Raw genomic sequence first — 22,454 nt, 5'->3', positions numbered from 1 at the left:
GCAGGCACTAAGCAAAGCAACGCCCGTCAACATACTCCACTTTAGCCAATGCAACAACTCAGCACGTCTTTGTCAGCATTTGTCACTGCCAATCATACAAAATCGCCAGTAAGTTGCGACAGAGTTTAGCGCCGCCAATTTTATACTTTGCTCAAGGTTATTGATTAAACAAACGCGCCCTTTTAAAGGGTAGATGCCAAGGAGCTTTTGTGAAAAAACTGGCGATTAAACCCATCCTAATTGCGATAGGCTTATTAGTCCTCTCGTTAAGTGCAATTGTGATTTTCGAGCCTCAAGCTCTTGAAGAGCCACCTGCAAAAGTTGAGTACCTGCCATTGAGTGCAGTGCAAGTCACCCCCGGCAACTACCAAGCCAAACTGTTACTTAGCGGCATAACTAAAGCCCGCTGGTTTAATCAAATAAAAGCCCAAAGTAGCGGCCAAATTATCAACTTAGATGAGCAGCTAAACCCCGGCGCTTTGGTGACCAAGCAGCAGCTTTTGCTAACGGTAGACCCGATTCACTTGCAGGCAGAGCTAAGTGCAGCACTCAGTCAAATAAAGCTGGCCGAGCTAAATTACTTGCGCGAAAAACACGAGCAAACCGTCGCGCTAAGCATGCTATCGAGCAAAACCAGCTCGGCTTTTGCCAGGCGAGAGCCGCAACTAGCAGCTGCCAAAGCAGAGCTGGCCCAAGCCAAGAGTAGCTACAAAAGCATTCAGCAGCGATTGCACGACAGCCAAGTAGCAGCCCCTTTTAATGCCATTATCATAAACAGCTACGTGAGCCCCAAGCAGCAACTTGATATTGGTGACCCGCTATTTGATATTGCCTCCAGCGAAAGCATCGACGTTACTCTACCGGTTTCCGAGCTGCATTGGTCTCGAATTCAAGCCAGCTTCGCGGAGCCAAAGATAAGCGTTATCGACCGACAGAATAAAACTTGGCCAGCCACCCTGCGCTACATTGCCCCGCAAGTGGATGCTAGCACTCGCCAACGACAAGTGGTGTTGAGCGTTAAAAACCCTTACCAAACTAAGCCGATGCTGCTGCCCGAACAACAGGTAAGCATTCAAGTGAGTTTAGCTCCGCAACCCTTAGTTGCGAAGCTGCCAGTTAGCGCGCTAACTAACGATGGCGAAGTATGGACCATAGACAATGAGCAGCAATTACAGCTTGAGCAAGTCACAGTCTTAGATGAAAACGAAAACAGCGTATGGCTTAAGTTTGTTACGCATCCTGAACAAACCCGTAGCGTAGTTATTTATCCACTACCCTCGCTGCTGCCAGGTTTGCGAGTGAACCCTAATCTTGTGCAGGAGAATCAAGCATGAGAACCCTAAGCCATTGGTTTTTACATAACAGCGTTGCAGCTAACCTACTCATGCTGGCAATTATTGTGGCGGGTTTGCTGTCTCTCAAACAGCTCAGGGTTGAATCGTTTCCGCAAATTGCCCCCTCTAGCTTAGTGATAAGTGTTGCCTACCCAGGCGGTACCGCTAAACAAATTGACCAAAGCGTAACCCAACGTATTGAGCAAGCCATCGCTGATTTAAGTGGCATCAAACAAATTGTTAGCGAGTCTTCAGCTGGCTTTTCTCAAGTGCGCGTGCGCAAAACTTCTGGCACCGAACTAGACCGCCTAATAGAAGATGTTCGCAACCGAGTAAATGCGATAGCAAACTTCCCCGTGCAAGCCGAAAGCCCGCAGATAAGCCGAGATGAATTCACCAACCTTGCTGCCTTTGTGATTATTTCAGCCCCCCGACCCGACCAACAATTACAGCCAATTGCCCGCCAAGTAGAGCTAGCACTTAAAAAACACCCCAAAATTGCCAAGGTAAGCAATTGGGGGGCGCGCATGCCTTTAATTGTGATAGAGCCAAAACTAGAGCAGCTTAAAAACTATCGCCTAAGCCTAGAAGACTTATCTTCGCGAATTGAACAAATGTCTATAGAAACCCGCAGCGGCGAGCTTAAAAGTGCTCGCGGCCGCATGGTATTGCGCGGCGATGGTTACGCCGACAACTTGCAAGAGTTAAAGCAGCTGGGCATTTTATCTAGCCCCACGGGCAGCGTAAACCTCGGCGATTTGGCCCACGTTTATCGTGACTATGAAGCCAGTGGCTCAATAGTGCGCAATAATGGTGAATCTGCCATTGCACTGCTCATTAGCACCAGCCAACAAGACAACCTGCTAGAAGTAAGCCAAGCAATTAAACAAGTGCTAACCCAACAGGCTGAGCGCTTACCGCAAGATGTAAGTCTATCCACCATGGCCGATATGGCACCTTATATTGAGGACCAGCTAAGCCGCTTAAGCAACAACGCCTGGCAAGGCTTACTGATTGTATTAATCCTGCTGGGCATTTTCTTAGAGCTAAAAGTGGCGTTTTGGGTGGCCATGGGTATTCCAGTCGCTATCGCGGGTACCTTCGCCGCCATGGGTTTTATGAATTACAGCATTAACGACATCACCTTGTTTGGCATTATTTTGGTGCTAGGTATTTTGGTGGATGATGCCGTGGTGGTGGGCGAAAGCATTCATGAGCAACGCAGCAAAAGCAAACATCCACTCAAGGCCGCGTGGCAAGGTTTAGAGTCGGTTTCTGTTGCCACCGTATTTGGGGCGCTTACCACCATTGCCGCCTTCTCACCAATGTTATGGATAGACAATGAACTAGCAAAATTGCTTGCCAGTTTTTCTGCGGTGGTTATTTTTGCGCTGCTGTTTTCGCTTATCGAAAGCAAACTCATTTTGCCAGCGCATTTAGCGGCGATTCGCTATCGCTCCAATCGCCAACAAGCTTCTTGGTTTAACAAGCTGCAGCAACTAGCGCAAACGGGGCTAAATCGCTTTAGCCAAAACATTTATAGCCCCATTTTGAGCAAAGCTATTGATAACAAAACCGCTACTTTGATTAGCTTTTTTGCCTTGGTACTTTTGGCCTACGGCTTTTGGTCCACGGGGCTTATTCGCAGCGCCATCTTTCCCGAAATTCCTGGCCGCTATATTAGTGCTAACGTTAGCTTGGAAGACGGCGCCCCACTCCCACTCCAACAAAAAACCTTGTTTCAACTCGAGCAAAGCGCCTTACAGCTGAATCTGCAAGTTCAGCAACAATACCAGCTAGACCAGCCACCCATCGAAAATTTACTGATTTGGTCAGACGGCTATGGCTCGGTAGAAGCCACCTTGGAAATCAGCAATCAAGCACTCACCAGCCTGCCCAATAATCTCCTGCTCAATACATGGCGAGAGCTAAACGGCACAATTGAAGGCGCTTACTCTAGCGAGTTTACTGCCGACGATGAGCCAGCAGGCGGAACCAGCCTTGCCATTAGTGCCGAAGACCGACAGCTGGCAGTACTCGCAGCCAGCGCGCTTAGCCAACAAGTTAGTCGCCTCGCGGGCGCACAAGATGTTCGCCACAACGCCCGCGGTGGTAGCCAGCAATTGCGTATCGAGCTTAACGACTTTGGGCGTCTACTTGGCTTAACCCAACGGCAATTGGCACTGTTCGCTGGCGGCGCCTTTGGAGAGCGCGAGATCCACCGACTATTGCAACAAGGCCAAGAAACTAAAGTAATTGTGCGCTACAACCACAGCCAAAAAACCACCACTCAGCAACTGCTTGCTACGCCAATATTCTTAGAAAATGGCGAATCATTAATGCTGGGCGACGTTGCCACTTTGCATTTTGAACAACATGCAGAGGTGCTATACCGACGCAACCAAGAGCAAGTGGTGAACCTATACTGGCGACAAGATCGTAGCATTCAATCTCCCGAAGAAGTACTGGCCAAATTACAGCCAATCTTTAAAGACATTGAGCAACGCTACCCTGGGGTAAGCATTAAACCCGATGGCGAGTTTGAAGAGTTAGGCGAGGTACAAGCAGGCTTTAAATCAGCCATGATCATGACATTAGTGCTGATTTATATATTGTTGGCAGTGCCTTTAAAATCCTATTGGCAACCAATGATAATAATGGCAGTGATCCCCTTTGGCTTTGCCGGCGCAATATTTGGCCACGGCTTAATGGGCCTGCCGCTAAGTATTTTATCGATGTTTGGCATGATGGCGATGACCGGCATCGTAGTTAACGACTCGCTGGTACTCATTACCCGCTTTAACCAATACTACCGAGCGGGAATGCCCTTAAAACAAGCCTTAATCAAAGCTGGTACTAGCCGAGTACGCGCGATATTTTTAACCACCATCACCACCGTGTGCGGCCTGCTGCCTTTATTACTAGAAAGCGCCGAGCAAGCTCAATACCTAAAGCCAGCGGCGGTATCATTGGTATTTGGCGAGCTATTTGCCACTGGCGTTACCTTGGTGATCATCCCTACTTTGCTTGGCGTATTTACCCGCCGAGATGTGGCTAAGCTAGCCCCTAAAGTGGCGGTATTTAACTCTTAATGCCAAAGCCAATAAAGGCCGAGTTTGGCCTTTATTGGCTTAGTTTAGCCGCTGCTTCCTTGTACAAAAAACCAACAAATGATAGTTCAATTAATAACCATAGGTGACTGATTTATTTACACTTTTTTATAGCCCAAATCCACCAAACTCCATAAGATGCTGAATTTAATAGATTTTTTATTTGGGCTCGATTTGTGCATATACGGGCGGTGAAAGAATGAGTCTTTCAAGAAATGAATTACAAAGGAAGTAATATGAATATGAAGACGTTAAAGGCATTTATAGCTTTGTTAGCTATATCATTTAGCGGTTTTGCAAATGCTGGTTTGATTGAATTTGAATACACCGGCACAGGCTCTGGCACCATTGGTGGTCAAGCATTCACTGATAGCTTTTTTACCATCACAGAGTATTCCAACACAGATGACCTTCAATCTTGTAGTGCTACCTGTCAATACATCGATGCCATTAGCACCACAATTACTATCGATAATGTCGGCGTGTTCGATTTTGTCAGCGGCACTCGAACTTTCGTTACCAACGGAATCTTAGGTCTTTCTAGAGCAGGTCAATCGGGTATGGATCTGTATAACGTTTTTAACGTTGGCAGCTACGACCTATTAACAGCCCTCGATACCGTTGTTGATAGCGTATCATTTCTGCAGTGGAACAGAAGCCCTAGTGTGAACACAAGCGGCGGCAAACTAGTATTTAACAATGGCGATACAACTGGAACGTTCCAAGCGAGATTTAACAGCCCAGCTACTGTTACTGAGCCAACTACATTAGCCATCTTCGCTTTTGGTTTACTAGGCTTAGCTGCAAGTCGATTCAAAAAAGCTTAACTATTTAAACATCACTAAAAGGCTGAACTTTCGGCCTTTATTGACTTAGTTTAACCGCTGTGCCAAACACCATAATTTCTGAAGAACCATCCATAATCGCGCTAGTGGTAAAACGAATGCCCACCACTGCATCGGCACCTTTGTTTTGGGCGCTTTCTACCATGCGCTGAATCGCCACATCTCGCGCTTCGCTAAGCATCTCGGTATAACCACGAATTTCGCCACCAACAATGCTTTTAAAACCCGCCATAATGTCGCGACCAATGTGTTTAGACTGCACCACACTGCCAGTCACCACGCCTAATACTTCACTAGTTGGCTTACCGGCTATTGATTCTGTAGTAGTAAAAATCATCTTGATTCCTTAGGTAAGGGAGCTTGTCTTTTCCTTTGGAATGATAGCTTAAAAGCAAAGCTTCCAGTACTTTCAGCCCGTTCTCGTTTGATATGCTGGCAGAGCTTAGTTAAGCAAAAAGAAAGGTCGCCCTGCATTATCTTTATCCTTCGTTGCTCAGTGGGCAAGCGCGCATACGCAACTCGCTACGCTCAAACAGTGCTCAGCTTGATCGCTTGTTACTTCCGCGACTCGGCGTCAATGAAGGAAGTAAGCTGGACTAATAAACACATGCCTGCCCCTTTATGTGTTAGCTATAGAGTAAAGGCTTTCGCCTACGGCGACGTCATTAAGCTTTGACGAGCAAAGAAAAACGAAGCAAAAAGAAAACTCGCCCCGCATCTTCTTAGATCCTGCGTTGCGCATTCACAAGGGCGTTGAAGTAACTCGCTACGCTCAAACAGACTTCAACTCTGCTCCCTTGTTCATTTGCGCTACTCGGCGAAGATGATGGGATTGAAAAGCACAATCTTGGCTATCGAGTGTGTGAAACTTTTTTGCCCCATTATCATTTACGAGCTAGGTTCAGACTTCTGTAATCAACCAGTATTAACCCAAAAAATACTCATGTGCTAACAAAATAAAATGTGCAGTCAAAATGCATTTTTATTCTGGTTTGTGAGTCGCTTCGGGGACAAAAGCGCCTTAGATAAAGGTCATCAAACTCAGATTTCAAGACTGGGTTTAATCAAGTTCGAAAAGCAAAGGTTCTTGCTTCCACTCCGTAGGAAAGCCCATTGCAGATATAAAACGATTGGCTATCGGATATTTATCAAATAAGTGGGCTAACGCAGGCCCAAGCTTTTCGTCAAATTTAAGCCCTGAGTGTATTCGTTGCAACGCAATTACCGAAGTATATAAGCGGTTCAACTGATCTTCTTCCCGTTTGTTTGGATTTGGTCGAGTTCTTACCAAAGGAATGGCGTTGCTCATAATGCGCTTGATACCGTTTGGTGCATGTAAGTTACGTGAGAATAGGCGCGTGTGATGGCCGCAATGATTGCGAACTTGTTGCAGGGCTCCCATCCATGAGCAAAGTGAAGTGAACTTTTCAACATCGAGTTTTTTCTTCGCAAATCGGTCTAGTTTTAAGTCGCGAACAGATTCAAGGCTTAAGCTTTGCATAAGATTTACTAGATTGCCGAATGTCATCAGTTCAATAGCTACCCAACCCGGAGGAAGATCTCGGTAGAATGGACAAAACTCGTTGTAATACTTTTTTTGATAATGTTGTGCAAAAAGTTCCTGTGAGCCTATAAACATATCGCGAACTCGGCTAACGGTTTTGACTTGGTTACCATTATTTACAAACAAGGCTGAATCTAGATACCAGAAAGGGTTGTTTGTTTGATTTGTCATCCATTGGTCAAAGGAAGAGCGAACTCCAACTTCAACTTTTTCAATTATATTAAAGAGATAACTACGCAGCTCAGCGTCAAATTGATAGAGTTCGTAGCCATGAGAAAAAAATGTATCGCCATTATACATCTTTGTTTCGGGATCTTGGAAAGGTGATAAATAAGCCTTAAAGCGATAATAACTGCAACGACTTAGGATATTGGCAGCGAACTTTTTAGCTTGCTCATCTTCAAATTTTAAACCTTGCTCTGCTAGCTTGGTGCAAAGTTGTTCACTGGTAAGGTAAGGTTTTCTGTATGGCACTAAATCCGTCATGCGCATCTCTAAATTTTAGGCAAAAAAAAGCTCCCACTCTTACGAACCGAAGTTCTGGAGGAAGCCATTGTTAGGTTCATTATAATCAATTTTGGTTGAGATTCAACTTACTTAACGCTTGAATGACTCTTCGATGTTAGAAAACTATCATTTATTCGGATGGGACAAAAGCGAGACAGGGTTTGCCCGTTTATGAGAAGCCCAATAGCGTAACAATCATCCTTTAAATGACATTACCTTTCGTCTTATACGACTATAAGAGCGAGGATAATTTGATGCGTTAAGGCTTCGTACGACATTCATTAGTAACTCAATATTTTTAATTTTTTTGCTCAGCTCTTTGGTTGTTAAAATTTTATGGGAATTTCGGTCATCACCTTCAAGCTCTAATTCATCACAAATAAGCTCAAGCGCTCGACTACTTTGGAGTAAGTCTGTCTCTAGGTTATATCTCATTGATATAACATCATATTTGTCAAGCAACTCTAGAGCTTTAGTATGATTAGTTACAAAATTTGAGCGTATTTCTTCTTTATCACCATCGTCCGTTAACAATAGGTCTACGGGGGAAGATCTTTTGAAGTTGCTACCATATTGTGGGAAGCCATTAACATCTTTACTCGCAGAAGCATTATTGCTGTTTAAGTATGGGACAAAGAAGTCTTTATCAACAATTATGAGATAAGGTAGTTCAAGCTCTTTAATTATAGTCAGTGGGTAAGTAAGGTTTTTTACGCCATCAAGGTTGATTATTGAACAGCCGATTAAGCCTAGGTCAATACCAGCATTATGTGCAATGACCTTCAAAACTTCCGCATCCGTTTTGGACTCAACCAGAATGACACGGCGAGCATAGAAAAACTCGCTATTTCGATATAGATGGAATTGATAGTATTTGAAGTTATCTAGGTTATTGTCTTCAAAAAAAGTGGTACTAAGCTGCTTTATGTTGCTTTTGAAACCTCTTTTGCTATCCGGTGCTTTTTTGACGAGAAGTACATCTTTATGCCCCAGAGTATCGATAATCGCGGTTGAGTGAGTGGTGAGTGCAAGTTGGCTATTACTATCATCCTTTTGAATAGTATGAATAAATTCTCTTTGTGCATGTGGGTGTAAATTAGTTTCCGGTTCTTCAAGAGCTAAGAATACGGTTTTGCCTTCGAGCTTAGCTAAAAGCCTATAAAGTGAAATGATAGTGAGGCTCTGAATTCCGGTTCCACAATTCAGTAAATTATGACGTTGAGAGGTCTCTTGTATCGTAACTTCAATATCATTTATGTACTCTGAGTAATGCATGTCTCTACGAAAACCAAGTTGCAGTCCTAACTCATCTGGTAAGCTACTCTCCTTATCTAGCTTCTTCGTTAATTTTGACAGCGCGTGTTTTTGTAAGAATGTAAAGGCGTCTTTAAACTTATTTGTAAAGCTGTCTTTGTGCTTAGTTTCTGCCTCAAGGTGTGCCTCAACAAGTTGTCGAAGAATGGCAGTCTCAGTGTACTGTAAATCACTAGCTGTTCTAATTGGCGGTATGTAAACAAAGTGAAATGACTTTTTGACTAAATCGACTAGCTCGTAGCTTGCTTCTTGAAAGCCATTCGTTGTTTTGAACTTAATGATTGGCTTTTTACCAAAAGTGAGTTAGAGATGAGCTTACAAAAATCTAGCTTTGCTTTGTTTGGCTTAACTTAACGAAACGAAGGCATAAAAAAAGCTGCACCAATACTAGTGCAGCTACAGTCTAATAAGACCCAAGGTTTCAGCTTTCGCTGAGTGTGGAGAGAGTACTTACGTACAAGGGCAGCTAAGCCCCAACGGGTGTAAAACCCACGAGCAATTAAGCTCGCTTTTTATGCCCTTCCTTCAAGTGCACAAAATCGACATCGTCTAAGCCTTTAATATCAAAAGCTTGACCAAATCCTTTTACATAACGTCCTTTAATCGGTTCTAGAACAAACAAGCTAAAGTCAGCTAGCTGGCGAAGGTTGCCCACTATTTCGCCATGGCGTTGCTCAAGTAAATCAATCACTTGCTCGCGTGGTTCGCTGTCTACTTGCTTGGCTATTACGTCGTAGCTTAAGCGCTTACGTGCGTAAATTTGCTTGGTATCGGCTTCATCATCAATCAGCATCACAGCGGCTTTGTCGTGGGCACGCAGGTAATCGGCATGTTTTGAGATATCGCTAATCAGTATGTAGAACGCGCCTTGGTAGCAAACAAACGGCGAGTAAGAGCTATGTGGGAAGCCATCTTCTCCCATTGAAGCGATGAGTATGCTTTGCTTACTTTCTACAAATTCGGCGATTTCTGGGCCAAGGCGTGAGGCCAAGCGTGCTTTCTTATCAATCATTACTGTTGGTTCTCTAGTTCCGTTAGTGCCATGTTTTGCTTTAGCAACTCAAAGCGTTCTACCTGCTGGGGTAACAATACGCGTTTGCGATCACGCCCCAAATATACTTTAAATACGGTGCTGCCGTTGTCATCAAAAAACTGGAAGCAGTAACTTTCGGTGCCACGCAAAGGCTTACTGATTAAGGCTACGCTAGCAATGTTGTCTAGCTTTAAATGCCCATGTAAGTGGCTTTGCTTATCCATTAGATTGTAATAACCATGACCTGGTTTACCACTAGGAAAGTTATCTTTAATCTCAAATACCGAGCCAGCCACTTGAATAATGGTGGTCATGGGTCCCCAGCTGGGGAGATCGTACATTAGCCATTGCAGTTGCTCGGTAGGCAACCAACAGGCCCACTCTTGTGGAAGTAGCTCTACTACTTCTGCTTCACTGCATTGCGCTTTTTCTGCCAATTGAGCCACACTAAGTTCGCTATGTTGCTCTACTACTTCGGCTGGCGTTAAGGCCATTTAACTCTCCTATCTACCATTGTTGCTACGTTTGGAAACACCAAACTGCTTAACTGTTTTAAACCTTAACCTAGCTACCAATCAAATGCAAATCATTATCATTTGTATTTACTTATATTTTTTTTAGCAGTATTCTTAGCCTAATGTTGAGTTAATGGTTTAAGGGTAAAAAATGGGGAAGCTTAGTTTGGCCGTGCTAATTTCTGCGGCTATACATGGCTACTTTATGTATATGCAGCCCAAAACCAAAGAGATAACGCTAAGCAGTGGTGGCCAAACGGCTGAGCCGAGTTTGAGCGTGGTAGCCATAAACACCAACGTTGTGGCTAAGCAGCCCCCGGTTAAGGTTGTTGAAGAAGTGGCTGAGCCAAGCCCGGTTGAGGCTAAGCCCACAGTTAAAACTATTGCTCCAGCCAAAGTCACGCCAGAGCCTGTCACGCCTAAAGCCGTGGCGAAAACACCAACGCCAGTTCCGGCCAACCCCAAACCCGCGGATCTTAAGCCAGTAGTAAAGGAAATACCTCGTGAAAAGCAGCCAGCTAAACCTAGAGAGCAAACACAGCTTGCCCAATCTAAACCGCCGCAGCCGCAGCAAGCTAAAGAGACGCCTACAGAACCCCTTAAACCCGCAGCAAAGCCTGATACTAAGCGCGAGCCTGTTGAAGAACTAGCTAATACTAAGCCTGCGGTTAGCCAGGTAAATAGCCAATCTCAACCAGATCAAGGTTTATCTAAGCTGCCACGTATTAATACCCAGCCTCGTTTTGCCTCGCCACCTTCTGCCCCGGTTTACCCGCGAGTAGCCAAAAAACGCGGTTTAGAGGGCACGGTAATGGTAGAGGTTTGGCTAGACCCCGCAGGGCGCCAAACTAAACGCGAAATTAACAGCAGTTCAGGCATTAAAAGCTTGGACAAAGCCGCCTTAAAAGCAGTGAAACGCTGGCAATTTAAAGGCCTTATTGTTGATGGCCAAGCCCAAGCGTCACGCGCGCTTATCCCTATCCGTTTTAAATTGAGTTAAGTCTATGCAAATAATGTCTTCTGAACAGCTTGGCGCGCTAAGCAATATTCTCACCTCGGAGCAATTGGGCGATTTACGCTGGCCCATTTTGCTTTGTTCGGTATTGGCTTGTGCCATCATCATTGAGCGCATTGCTAGTTTGGCCTTCACTCATATTGCTATTCACCAGCGCAATTGGCTTAAGTTGGCGACCCATTTACTCACCAGTAAACAGGCCACTTGCAAGCAACAAAAGCAGTGCTTTTCGCAGTCGCGCAGTTTAGCGCGTAAGGCGATTTGTTTATTACTAGTGCATAAAGAACAAGCTAAAAACCTGCGAGAAGAAATTGCCGCCGTATGGCTGCGCCAGCAACAACAAAAGTTGGCCAGAGGTCTAAAAGCCTTGCACATTTTGGCTTTAATTAGCCCTTTGCTTGGCTTACTCGGCACGGTATTAGGCTTAATTGAAATGTTTGATGCTTTAGCGGTAAGCGAGCAAGCGGTAAACCCAGCAATGTTGTCACAGGGTTTAGGAACGGCCATGTACACCACTGCGGCAGGCCTGTTAGTTACCGTGCCCGCACTCGCTTTTGCCCATGGTTTAAGCCTGTGGAAAGAGCGGATTATTCACGACCTTGAAACCACCATTAACCAAGCAAATTTAATGATTGAAGGGGTTAATACCCTCGCCGATGACGCCCGCACCTTGGCGGCATTTCAACCCGACAATAAAACCCAAGAGCTAGAGCACGCGCCAGCATGATCCGCATAGAAGAACAAAGCAGCGGTTTTAGCATGGTGCCCGATTTAACCGCTCTGCTAGACATAATTTTTATTGTACTGGTGTTTTTGCTACTAACCGCCAACAGCCGTGTGTACCAAATGGACATGGATTTACCCGCAACCAGCCAAGCGCAAGCCAGCGTGGCCAGTGAGCCGGCCAAATTGCAGCTAAGTCTATTTCAAGACAACCCCACTTGGGGCCTTGGCGAGCAGCGCTACCAAACTTTTGCAGCCTTTGAACAGGCGATAAAACAACAAAGCCAAGACCAAAGCAAACCCAGTGTGAGCTTAGCCAGCGAGCGCCAAGTGCCGGTTGAACACCTATTAAAAATGCTCGAGCTACTGCAACAACTCGAAATTGAAACCACCCAAATACTTATGGAAAAGAACAATGATTAAGCGCCACTTTCCGCTCCTTCCCCAGCTGCTTACCGCCATTTGTGGGCTAAGCCTTATTGCCAGTTCTAGCTTACAAGCAGAGCCACTTAAACGGGTGGTAAGTGCGGGTGCAAACATTACTGAAATCATCATTGCTCTAGACGCCGAACAGCAAGTTATCGCGGTTGATTCAACCAGCCAGCTACCTAGTGATTTAAGCCTGCCAGTAGTGGGTTACCACCGCCAGTTAAGTGCCGAGGGTTTATTAGCCTTAGCGCCCGACGCTATTATTGGCAGTGATGAAATGGGCCCCGACAGTAGCTTAAATCAGCTTCAACAAGCCGGTGTGCAAATTCATCGTTTGAATAGCCAGTCAACGGTAGCTAGCCTTGAGCAACGGATTGATGCCTTAGCCAAACTATTGGGTCATCAAAGTCAAGCAATGGCCTTGCAACAAAAGCTTAGCCAGCAACTCACCGAGCTAGAGCAGTACTCACAAACCGCCAAGCCAATTAACAGTTTGTTCTTTATTAGCCATGATGCCAAAAAGCTGCTTACCGCCGGCAGTGATACCACCGCTAATAGCATTATGGAGCTAGCAGGTGCAGTAAACCTCGCCAAACCACATTTAAACAGTTACAAGCCGCTGTCTGATGAGGCCATTCTTTCTATGCAGCCAGAGCTATTGTTATTTAGCCAGCGCAGCATAGACAAGCTAGGTGGAGTATCGGGCGTACTAAGTAGCTTTCCGGTATTAGCTGCGACACCCGCTGGAAAAACCAAGGCAATTTATGCGATTGATGGACATGCACTTATTGGTGGCTTAGGCTTGGCAAGCATAGATGAAGCGGTGCGCCTAAGCCAACGCTTGCAGTAACATTTTAACCCGTGGCTTGCGAGGGTTTAACTCTCCGCATTCGTGTAATAACTAGGTTGTATTGATGTCTTTATTTTCTTCACACTCTGCCAATCCCAACGCTTTGTTGTCGGGTTGGCTTTTGCCAGTTGCCCTGCTGGTACTCATGGCTACGGCGTTGTTGTCGGTGACTCAAGGGCCAATGAGTATTCCAGTGAGCGATGCTTTAAGTGCCTTGCTGCCCTTTAATTTTGAAAGCGATGCGCCTGCTCATTATCAACTTGTGGTAACGGGCATTCGCTTGCCACGTACTCTGTTATGTATTGCGGTTGGCGCCATCTTGGCTATGTGTGGCGCAGTGATGCAAGGTTTGTTTCGTAACCCCTTAGCCGACCCCGGCATCATTGGTGTATCAAGCGGCAGTGCAGCAGGCGCAGCCATTGCGATTGTATTGCTGGGCTTGGTGAACTGGCAGCTGCCTGAATTTATTAGTGCTTTAGCCGTGCCATTGTTTGCCTTTATTGGCGGCTTTGTTACCACGGTATTGGTTTATCGCCTAGGCACCACGCCTAACGGCACCTCAGTAGTGATGATGCTATTAGCGGGTATCGCCGTTGGGGCGCTTTCAGGTGCTGGCATTGGCTTATTAAGCTATTTAGCCAACGACCAAATGCTGCGCGATTTAAGCTTGTGGCAAATGGGCTCTTTAGCGGGCGCTACCTGGGGCAATATTATTCTGGCCTTTAGCACCCTAGCAATTTTGTTAGTGGTATTTATGCGTAAGGCGCAAGCCCTTAATGCCTTGTTGCTAGGTGAAGCCGAAGCCGGCCACTTGGGTATTCAAGTTCAAAAGCTAAAAAGCCAACTGATTTTCTTTACCGCCTTAGGTGTAGGTATAGCAGTATCGGTATCGGGCTTAATTGGTTTTGTAGGCTTGGTCGTGCCGCACTTAATTCGTATGTTGCTTGGGCCAAACCATCAACGCTTAATTCCTTACAGCGCCTTATTGGGTGCCGCTTTACTGCTTTTAGCTGACTTACTTTCTCGCTTAGTGATTAGCCCAGCAGAGCTGCCTGTAGGCATTGTAACTGCCTTGGTCGGCGCACCGTTTTTCATCTTCTTGCTACTGCAACAACGCCAACGTATTGCTTAGGGTTTCTATGTCATCTTTATCAAACAGTATTCAACTTAGTGGCTTAGATTTTTCCTTAGGCAAAAAGCAACTCTTCAAACAGTTGTCACTTAACTTTGCCACTGGCCAACACACCGCATTATTGGGCGCCAATGGCGCTGGTAAAAGCTCGCTGCTTAAACTTATTTGTGGTGACCACCAGCAGCAGGCTGGCAGCATAAACATCTTAGGCAAACTACGCAGCGAGTGGGACAAACCTGAGCTTAGCCGCCATTTGGCGGTATTGCCGCAAAGCTCTGAGTTAAGCTTTGCCTTTAGCGTTAGCGAAGTGGTGGCTCTAGGGCTTATTAACAGCCGCTTAAGCTACCAAGATCAACAACAGATCATCAAACAGCAGCTCGAACTAATGGACATTTGGCATTATAAGGATACGCCCTACCCGCAGCTTTCTGGCGGTGAAAAGCAGCGCGTACACTATGCACGTGTTACCGCCCAATTAGCCACTACGCCAGTTGAACAACAGATTCTGCTATTGGATGAGCCCACCAGCGCGCTGGATTTAAGCCACCAGCAGGTATTAATGGAACACGCCGAAAAGCTAAGCCAACAAGGTGCTACAGTAATTAGCGTAGTGCACGACTTAAACCTAGCCTCGCGTTACTGCCAACGAATTTTGCTACTTAAAGATGGTGAAATTTGCAGTGATGGAAGCCCAGAGCAAGTGCTAAATCAAGCCAATATTAATCATGTATTCGATTATCAAGCTGAGATTTTGCGCCACCCCGAGCAAGATTTTCCGGTGGTTATTTAAAACTGACTAAAGGCGATAGCTAGCTTTTATTGCGAAAGCTGGCTGGGCTATTTCCAGTTATTTGCTTAAAGCGAGCACTAAAATGAGCTTGCGATGAAAAGCCTGTTTGATAGGCCACTTCCGCCAAACTTAGCTCGCCATTTAATAACAAGTGTTTAGCCCGCTCGATACGTCGCAGACTCAAATACTGGTGCGGGCTTACTCCGCTGCTTTGTTTAAACATTCGGGCAAAATGGTAATCACTTAAATCAACCAACTGGGCCAATTGATGCAAACTCAATTTGTCGGCTAAATGCGCTTCAATAAATTCTTGGCAGCGGTTTAACTGATAAGGCGCTAAGCCGCCATTAATCGCGGGCTCTGGTAAGTGCTTATTCAGGTAGTGTTTAGTGATATGGCCAAGTAATAACTGGCTAAGTTGATCCAGCGCTAAGCGGTCGGCCTTGTCTTGCCAATTAAGCTTAAGCAACCACTGCTGAATAAGGCCACTTACCGCAATGTCATCGGCAAAGGTAAGATCTTGAACATCAAAGCTGCTGGCACTTTTATCCCAAATTTGTTCAATGCTTTGGCTTAGATCTTGGTCGCTAAAGTACAAGTGAACAAAAGCTAAGTCACCATCCACCTGCCAGCGAGATTCATGCCCTGCAGGCATTAAACATAGCTTCCCAGGAGCGCCACCACTAAGCAGTTCAGAGCCAATCAGCCGTTTAGTTTGATAACCACCAGATAGGTAAACACTTAGGGTGTGATGTTCTGGCCGATGATAAGAAGTGCGATCATCTTGATTAGACCAACGGGCAAAACCTAGCTGCTCACCCAGGCTTACACTGTTATGCAATACAGCGCGTGCTTGATTAAGCCGCTCAAATACGTGGCTGCCTTGAATAAGGCGGTGATGAGTATCTTTGTTGCCCATACCACCTCCCTTTGGTGCTGCGCATTGAACTAAGAAAATATCATCTTAGTGAACCTTGAAGCAAGGCGATAAATAACAGTAATCACTTGCCTTAGAGCAAATGCTCAAATAAAATGCCGCGATTACTAAAAGCACTGAACCTGAATGCTTTTCAGGCTATGTAGCGCATACTTAATACTCTTCATTGCGCTGCCCTCCAAATCACACGGACGTAAACACTCTGCCTATGCAAGCGGGGTGGCTTTGGCGATCGTTGCTTAATTGTTTACACGCAATATTGAGACAAGTTCGTACATGAAACTACCTAATTTTCTGCCGGGATTTAGCGCTTTAACGCTATTGGCTCCCCTATTTAGTTTTGCAGAAAACTCGCCACTACCCAGCGATGAAAGCGAGCAATACCAAGCTTACTTCCCTATTTGGGCGCAAGAAGCCATCGATCTAGGCCACAAGCTGCCAAAACCTTATGGCTTTAGCATCAACTACATGAGTATGTCACAACCTTTAATCATTGATAATGTCGCATTCTCTGGCTTGGGAAACGCCATAGACAAGCTAGTTGGGGTTGATGGAAGCCATGCTATCCAAGATTCAGAAACACTAACACTACGCGGTGATATTTGGGTGTTACCTTTTATGAACGTATATGGTGTTTTAGGGCAAACCAAAGGTAGCAGCGTTGCAGATGTTCAGGTGACTCTGGCAGGTACACCGGTGGGGCCGCCAATCGATTTCAGCTTAAACTTTAGCGGCATTACCTACGGTGCGGGGACTACCCTAGTAGGCGGCGTAGGTAACTGGTTTGCTTTGCTTGATGTTAACTACACCAATACCGCCTTAGATATTTTAGACGGTGAGATCAGCACTATTGTAGTAACCCCACGCGCCGGTTACCGCTGGGAAGTAGGCGGGCGAGACATTCAAGTTTGGGGCGGCGCAATGTATCAAAACGTTGAGCAAACCTTTAGCGGCAACCTAAACGATATTGGCATTAACCTGCCACCACCACTGCCGAGTGGCGGTAAATTCGAGGTAACTCAGCACTTAGAAGAAAAATGGAATGCCCTAGTGGGTGGCCAAATGTCACTTACCGAACATGTAGACGCTTTGCTCGAAGTAGGCTTTGGCAAACGCACTAGCTTTATGCTTGGCTTGGGTTACCGTTTCTAATGCGCATGATGAGTGTGTTTCCCCGCTGGCTGCTTGGCTTGGTTATAGCGTTAAGCCTAAACGGCTGTTCAGCCTTAGCGGTAAAAGAGCAGCTAGACGCTAAGCAACTGCAAAAGGCCCAGTTTACTCAAAGTGAATTGGCCCTAGCCGAAGGTGGCCAACTGCGCTACTGGATTGGCGGCCAAGGCGAGCCCTTAGTATTGCTGCACGGCTTTGGCGGCACTGCCACCACAACGTGGTTGCCGATGATGTTAGAGCTAAGCCAGCACTATCGAGTAATTGCTCCCGACTTAGCCTGGTTTGGCGATTCTTACAGCCAAGGTGAAGCGAATATAAGCACCCAGCATCAAGCGGTTAAGCAGCTGCTGGCACAACTGCGAGTAGAGCACTACAACTTGGTTGGCATATCCTACGGCGGGCTTGTTGCTTACGATATGATGGCGCAGCCAAATGGCATCAACAAAGCGGTAATACTATCTAGCCCAGGCACCTTTATTAGTGACCAAGACTTAGTCGAGCTCAGCCAGCGTTTTGAGCGCGAGCAGCCGGCCGATATTTTTGTTCCAGAAAACCGCCAGCAGATGCGCCACCTATTCGACGGAGTATTTACACGCTTTCCGCCACTGCCCCACGCAATAGATGAGCAAATCTATCAGCGCTACTTTGCTGCATGGCAGCCGCAAAAACGGCAACTGATTAATACGCTTCCTGATTACCGTGATCACTTAGTCCCTCTGGTGAAACCACAGCAAATGCCACCTACCTTGGTTATTTGGGGCGAGAACGATCGAGTGTTTCCGCTGCAACAGGGCAAGCAATTGGCTCGCTATTTAGATGCGCCAATGATGGTTATTCCTAATGCCCCACACAACATCAGCAATGAGCACCCCACCACTGTTAGCCAAGCTATTAGCCTTTTTATTGAATGAAAAACATGACCTTAATTTCCCTTGGCCGCAAGCTTAAGCAGCTGTGCCTACTCATCTTGCTTGGCTTAATCAGCGCTTGTTCAAACAATAACTGGGATACCCGCAGCCGCCCTAGTGAGGATGCAGTACAAAGCGCGCTCAGCGAGCAGCCAGATATTCAAGTACTTAGCCAGCAAGCTCCCCAGCAATTTAGTTTGGCCAGAATGCCCGAAGATGTAAGACCATGCTGCGCCTTTGGTAATCATCACAAGGTAAAAGTCGCTAGCCTTCAAGTGCCTTTCTTTCGCTACGCAAATACCCTAGCCCTTGAAGAAATTGGCCCGCACGCTTACGAAGCGGGCACCTGGAGTTTTCAACGCGGCGAACCAAAGGGGCGCAGAAGTGGCGAAAATAACGGCCAGCTTTATACCCTGCGCGGCGGGTTTATCGATTTAGCCCATGTACGCGATACCGCAGACAACACAGTTGCTCTATTTCAACGGATATATCCGCAACTAGGCCAAGCCTTTAGCATTCCGCTACCCAATGAGATTGGCCCTCGCGAGATAAGAATTGCGGCCTTTGAAGTCGAGCATCTAAGCTATCAACAACGTTGGGAGCTAGCGGCACAATTGGCCGCGCGCATGGCCTACTCGATGGCTGAGGCCCACGAAATAGCTCAGTGGCATGGCTACCGAAGCTGGCGACCTTGGTCAGAACAAGTATCGGCTTACTCACCGGAAGATCTTTACTCAAATATGCTGGGGGCAAAAATTGGTTTGGCCTTGGTGGTAAACAATCTCACCATGACGCGAGAGCTGTATAACCAACATATGAGCCAGTGGCTTAGTGCGTCAATCGCCCAATTAGAGCCTGTATCAAAGCAGCAAACCAATGCCCTGTTTGATGCAATAGATGGCCATTGGTGGGATTCGAATCAAGCCTTACCGAGTAAGTTTATGCTTTTAAAACGGCATTATCGTTTGGGCAAAGAACAGCATCCATACTTAGTGCCCGAGCAGCTTGCTAAACAAGATGCCAACTGGCCATTACTTGAACCTCTGTTTGCCCAACAACTTAACCCAATGCCGCTGTCACTGCCTGCGATTGTGCATGGTGTTGATATGGCTGGCGTTGCCCAGCAATGGCTAGACGTCGCGCCCAAGTACCAAGCAAGCTTTAGCCATATCCCCAAACACCTATGGCAAAACGGTTTTAGTAACCGCAAGTTTTTAGCGATATCGGCTTACAACCAACTGCAAGACGAGCTAGAGCTGCAAGTTCATGTAGGTAGCCAACTCAATGACTAGGTTACTATTTTTATTCACTTTACTTAGCACAGGCGTACTTGCCTCTAGTGAAATCGTCGACCAGCCCGCAGATAAAGCAGAGCCCGGTTGGATTGATAACATTCTAGACAAATTGGGTGCAGACGGTGGCTACGACAGCAGCAAGTTAATCGATTTTAGCGTGCTCCCCGGCCCCTTCTATAATCCAGAGCTATCCTTAGGCGTGGGGGTTTCGGCGATTGGTTTATACCAAATTGATGAAAACGACCAAGTGAGCCAAACCTCGTCACTGGTGATCAACGGTTTTGCCTCCATTAACGGCGCTGTAGGCCTTACCGTGGATAACCGTAGTTTTTTGCAAGAAGACCAATGGCGGCTCTATGTCGATGGTGAAATCTCTGATGCCCCCGATGTGTTTTATGGGGTGGGTTATCAACAAAACCACCAAGATAATAATCGCGTAGATTTCAATCATCGGCAGTTTTCCTTGCGCCCGATGTTACTGCGACGGGTAGCAGACTCAAGCTTTATAGGTGGTGGGTTCGATTTTAGCTATGCCAAGGCCAGCGACATAGACCCAGCCCAGAGCATGGTAGATAGTAGCTTGCTTGACTCCAGCTCCAGCGCGGTGGGGCTTACCCTGCAAGCCAACTATGATACCCGAGATCTGGTTCGCAATCCCTACCAAGGGAGGTTGCTACAGCTTGATACTGGCTGGTATCACCCAACGATTGGCAGCAGCGACAGTTTTCAAACCTTGAGTTTTAACTACAGCGAATACTACCGCTTAGGCCCACGCGATAGCGTATTAGCCTGGCAATATAAAAGCCGCTTTACCAGTGGCGATGTGCCTTGGCATATGCTGTCTACCGTAGGTGGTGGCTCTGCCTTACGCGGTTATACAACGGGCCGTTATCGCGATAAACAAATGATGATGAGCCAAGTGGAATACCGCTGGGATTTGCCAAGGCGCCACGGTTTAGTATTTTGGCTAGGCGCAGGTGCGGTGGCGCCCAGTGTCGATGAGTTTAGCAGCCAAGAGATACTGCCCAACGCAGGTTTTGGCTACCGCTTTGAAGTAAAAAGCCGGGTTAACCTGCGCTTAGACATGGGCTTTGGCGACGGTGAAAGAGGCTTCTATTTTAATGTAGATGAGGCTTTTTAAACCATAAAAGCATAAGGGCAAACGATTTACGAATAGGAATTGCTTTGCATTTGGTATAATGAATTTATACACTTCGCCCTCGCCATAGGCTGTAGTAATGGAGCGCTTAAATGAAATCAACAGAAAAACTGAGTAGCATTCGCACTCGCGTCCCCTTTCAAGTGGGAAGACGTAGCGATATTCCTGCTGAGATGATCTCATTTACCGATCTTAACAGCGACAAAGAACACGTAGCCTTGGTATTCAAAAATGCCGATAGCCAGCAAACAACGCCTTTAGTGCGGATTCACTCAGAGTGTTTAACCGGTGACGTGTTTGGCTCTTCGCGCTGCGATTGCGGTGAACAGCTCAACGAGGCCATTGAGAAAATGGCTGAGCAAGGCGGCATTATTTTATATATGCGCCAAGAAGGTAGAGGTATTGGTTTGTACAACAAGCTCGATGCCTACCAACTGCAAATTCAAGGTGTAGATACCTACTCTGCCAATAACCAGCTTGGTTTTGATGACGACCTACGTGACTTTAGCGAAGCGGCGCAAATGCTGACCGCCATGGGCGTATCAGAGCTAAAACTGCTAAGCAATAACCCGCGTAAACAAGCCGCTCTAGAGCAAAGTGGCATAAAGGTTACCGAGCTACAAAGCACCGGCGTTTACCGCAAAGTAGACAATCACTACTACCTAGAAACCAAAGCCAGCCGCGGCAAACACCGCTTAAAGCTAACCAAAGACATGCAGCCCTCTTAAATAAGCCGCAATAATCTATAAAAGCCGCAAGTTCTGCGCAATATTGTGAAATACTTCCTCGCCGCCTGCTGAGACACTAAGCTTTTAGTGATACCCGCAGGAGGCCAACATGATAGGCTTTATCTACTTCGCCACGGTTTTTATCTGGGGCACCACCTGGCTTGCCATTGCCTATCAAATTGGCGATGTACCAATTGCCAATTCCATCATGTATCGCTTTGCCCTCGCCTCCTTGGTATTGGTTTTGTTTCTGCTGGTTACCAAGCGCCTGCAAAGGCTTAGCTTGAAACAACACGCCAGCTGCTTATTGCTGGGTTTATGTTTGTTTAGCTGTAATTTCATGTTGTTTTACCATGCTGCCCAGTACATCCCAAGCGGGTTAATTTCCATCGTATTTTCCATCGCAACCATTATGAACATGGGCAATAGTTGGCTATTTCATGGTCAAAAGCCCAGCATGCGTTTAATTTGCGGAGGCTTGCTAGGCATAAGCGGCATTGTTTTATTGTTTGCCCCCGACCTACGCCATAGCGAAACCGCCAGCCAACAGCTGCTTGGCTTAGTAATGGCCTTGGCAGGCACTTATTGTTTCTCGCTAGGTAACATGCTGTCGGCTAAGCAGCAAAAGCAAGGCCTATCGGTGCTCTCGGTCAATGCTTATGGCATGGCCTACGGCGCAGCATTGCTATTGATCTGGGGGCTGTTCAGTGGTCAAGAGTTTGGCTTTAGCACCGAACCACTTTATTTAGGTAGCTTGCTCTACCTCGCCATTATCGGCTCGGTGCTGGGCTTTAGCTTTTATTTGGTGCTGGTTGGTAAGCTAGGCCCGCAAAAAGCCGCTTACGCAACGGTATTATTTCCGGTAGTGGCGTTAGGTTTATCAACGGTGTTTGAAGGCTATCAATGGAGTGCAATAAGCCTAGCTGGTGTTGCTATTGTATTACTAGGAAACTTACTGGTATTCACTAAAGCCAGCCCCTGGCAAAAGCTGCGCTTAAAAGCGGCAAAACCCCTGTAGGTAGCCACCTTGAACATGGCTTGGCTACAACTATCTCAGCGTTTAATGTGAGCATGCGCAATATCCGCCAATAGTCGT

Annotated in this window: 21 protein-coding genes; 15 read left to right on the top strand and 6 right to left on the bottom strand. The window is 46.4% G+C overall.

The features are described 5' to 3' along the window. Positions 1-209 precede the first annotated feature (209 nt). The 3 genes from G6R11_RS01085 (at position 210) to G6R11_RS01075 (ending at position 5,271) form a co-directional block, all read left to right on the top strand. Positions 210-1,334: an efflux RND transporter periplasmic adaptor subunit gene (locus G6R11_RS01085; RefSeq protein ID WP_163130543.1), complete on the top strand. Its 1,125-nt coding sequence runs from the start codon at positions 210-212 to the stop codon at positions 1,332-1,334. After that, on the top strand, positions 1,331-4,426 hold the full coding sequence (locus tag G6R11_RS01080; protein ID WP_163130540.1) for an efflux RND transporter permease subunit: 3,096 nt from the start codon (positions 1,331-1,333) through the stop codon (positions 4,424-4,426). Before G6R11_RS01085 ends, G6R11_RS01080 begins: the two co-directional genes overlap by 4 nt. A 254-nt stretch (positions 4,427-4,680) precedes the next feature. Continuing rightward, positions 4,681-5,271 carry a PEP-CTERM sorting domain-containing protein gene (locus tag G6R11_RS01075; RefSeq protein ID WP_163130537.1) on the top strand — a complete coding sequence of 197 codons (591 nt, stop codon included), beginning with the start codon at positions 4,681-4,683 and terminating at the stop codon, positions 5,269-5,271. 37 nt (positions 5,272-5,308) lie between these two features. On the opposite strand, the gene G6R11_RS01070 is transcribed toward G6R11_RS01075, so the two are convergent. The 5 genes from G6R11_RS01070 to hutX form a co-directional block, all read right to left on the bottom strand. Continuing rightward, positions 5,309-5,626 carry a heavy metal-binding domain-containing protein gene (locus G6R11_RS01070; RefSeq protein ID WP_163130534.1) on the bottom strand — a complete coding sequence of 106 codons (318 nt, stop codon included), beginning with the start codon at positions 5,624-5,626 and terminating at the stop codon, positions 5,309-5,311. 723 nt (positions 5,627-6,349) lie between these two features. Next, positions 6,350-7,339, bottom strand: coding sequence for an Abi family protein (locus tag G6R11_RS01065; RefSeq protein ID WP_163130531.1), 990 nt, complete (start codon positions 7,337-7,339; stop codon positions 6,350-6,352). A 216-nt stretch (positions 7,340-7,555) separates the two neighbouring features. Continuing rightward, the gene (locus G6R11_RS01060) at positions 7,556-8,860 is read right to left on the bottom strand and encodes an ATP-dependent endonuclease (protein WP_255494536.1); all 1,305 of its coding nucleotides are present in this window, start codon (positions 8,858-8,860) and stop codon (positions 7,556-7,558) included. Between the two features lie 313 nt (positions 8,861-9,173). Continuing rightward, a complete protein-coding gene (locus G6R11_RS01055) occupies positions 9,174-9,686 on the bottom strand; it encodes a pyridoxamine 5'-phosphate oxidase family protein (RefSeq protein ID WP_163130528.1) in 513 nt (170 codons plus the stop codon). Continuing rightward, positions 9,686-10,201 carry a heme utilization cystosolic carrier protein HutX gene (gene hutX, locus G6R11_RS01050; protein ID WP_163130525.1) on the bottom strand — a complete coding sequence of 172 codons (516 nt, stop codon included), beginning with the start codon at positions 10,199-10,201 and terminating at the stop codon, positions 9,686-9,688. Before hutX ends, G6R11_RS01055 begins: the two co-directional genes overlap by 1 nt. Before the next feature lie 172 nt (positions 10,202-10,373). Between hutX and G6R11_RS01045 the strand changes: the two genes are divergently transcribed. The 6 genes from G6R11_RS01045 (at position 10,374) to G6R11_RS01020 (ending at position 15,161) form a co-directional block, all read left to right on the top strand. After that, entirely contained in the window at positions 10,374-11,222 is an 849-nt protein-coding gene (locus tag G6R11_RS01045) for an energy transducer TonB (protein WP_163130522.1), read from the top strand. A gap of 4 nt (positions 11,223-11,226) precedes the next feature. Then, a complete protein-coding gene (locus G6R11_RS01040) occupies positions 11,227-11,964 on the top strand; it encodes a MotA/TolQ/ExbB proton channel family protein (RefSeq protein ID WP_163130520.1) in 738 nt (245 codons plus the stop codon). Beyond that, positions 11,961-12,383 (top strand): biopolymer transporter ExbD, encoded by a 423-nt coding sequence (locus G6R11_RS01035; RefSeq protein WP_163130517.1) that lies wholly within the window; start codon positions 11,961-11,963, stop codon positions 12,381-12,383. Before G6R11_RS01040 ends, G6R11_RS01035 begins: the two co-directional genes overlap by 4 nt. Next, on the top strand, positions 12,376-13,239 hold the full coding sequence (locus tag G6R11_RS01030) for a hemin ABC transporter substrate-binding protein (RefSeq protein WP_163130514.1): 864 nt from the start codon (positions 12,376-12,378) through the stop codon (positions 13,237-13,239). The genes G6R11_RS01035 and G6R11_RS01030 overlap by 8 nt, the downstream gene beginning before the upstream one ends. A gap of 64 nt (positions 13,240-13,303) precedes the next feature. Beyond that, the gene (locus G6R11_RS01025) at positions 13,304-14,371 is read left to right on the top strand and encodes an iron ABC transporter permease (protein ID WP_205472525.1); all 1,068 of its coding nucleotides are present in this window, start codon (positions 13,304-13,306) and stop codon (positions 14,369-14,371) included. 7 nt (positions 14,372-14,378) lie between these two features. Beyond that, positions 14,379-15,161 (top strand): heme ABC transporter ATP-binding protein, encoded by a 783-nt coding sequence (locus G6R11_RS01020; RefSeq protein WP_163130511.1) that lies wholly within the window; start codon positions 14,379-14,381, stop codon positions 15,159-15,161. Positions 15,162-15,180: 19 nt separating this feature from the next. Here the strand turns inward: G6R11_RS01020 and G6R11_RS01015 are convergent, their stop codons facing one another. Continuing rightward, positions 15,181-16,080 carry a helix-turn-helix domain-containing protein gene (locus G6R11_RS01015; RefSeq protein ID WP_163130508.1) on the bottom strand — a complete coding sequence of 300 codons (900 nt, stop codon included), beginning with the start codon at positions 16,078-16,080 and terminating at the stop codon, positions 15,181-15,183. A 294-nt stretch (positions 16,081-16,374) separates the two neighbouring features. On the opposite strand from G6R11_RS01015, the gene G6R11_RS01010 reads away from it, so the two are divergent. From G6R11_RS01010 to G6R11_RS00985, 6 genes are all read left to right on the top strand, one after another. Continuing rightward, entirely contained in the window at positions 16,375-17,250 is an 876-nt protein-coding gene (locus G6R11_RS01010; RefSeq protein ID WP_163130505.1) for a virulence protein, read from the top strand. Continuing rightward, positions 17,250-18,179 carry an alpha/beta fold hydrolase gene (locus G6R11_RS01005; protein ID WP_163130503.1) on the top strand — a complete coding sequence of 310 codons (930 nt, stop codon included), beginning with the start codon at positions 17,250-17,252 and terminating at the stop codon, positions 18,177-18,179. Before G6R11_RS01010 ends, G6R11_RS01005 begins: the two co-directional genes overlap by 1 nt. Positions 18,180-18,184: 5 nt before the next feature. After that, positions 18,185-19,468: a DUF4056 domain-containing protein gene (locus G6R11_RS01000; RefSeq protein WP_163130500.1), complete on the top strand. Its 1,284-nt coding sequence runs from the start codon at positions 18,185-18,187 to the stop codon at positions 19,466-19,468. Further along, positions 19,461-20,612, top strand: a complete 1,152-nt coding sequence (locus tag G6R11_RS00995; RefSeq protein ID WP_163130497.1) for a BamA/TamA family outer membrane protein — start codon at positions 19,461-19,463, stop codon at positions 20,610-20,612. The genes G6R11_RS01000 and G6R11_RS00995 overlap by 8 nt, the downstream gene beginning before the upstream one ends. 128 nt (positions 20,613-20,740) lie before the next feature. Further along, on the top strand, positions 20,741-21,358 hold the full coding sequence (ribA, locus tag G6R11_RS00990) for a GTP cyclohydrolase II (RefSeq protein ID WP_163131859.1): 618 nt from the start codon (positions 20,741-20,743) through the stop codon (positions 21,356-21,358). A gap of 109 nt (positions 21,359-21,467) precedes the next feature. Beyond that, a complete protein-coding gene (locus G6R11_RS00985) occupies positions 21,468-22,376 on the top strand; it encodes a DMT family transporter (RefSeq protein ID WP_163130494.1) in 909 nt (302 codons plus the stop codon). Positions 22,377-22,454: the final 78 nt, after the last annotated feature.

The sequence above is a fragment of the Agarivorans sp. Alg241-V36 genome (assembly GCF_900537085.1).
GTDB lineage: Bacteria > Pseudomonadota > Gammaproteobacteria > Enterobacterales > Celerinatantimonadaceae > Agarivorans.
This window is presented reverse-complemented; position numbering and strand designations above follow the sequence as displayed.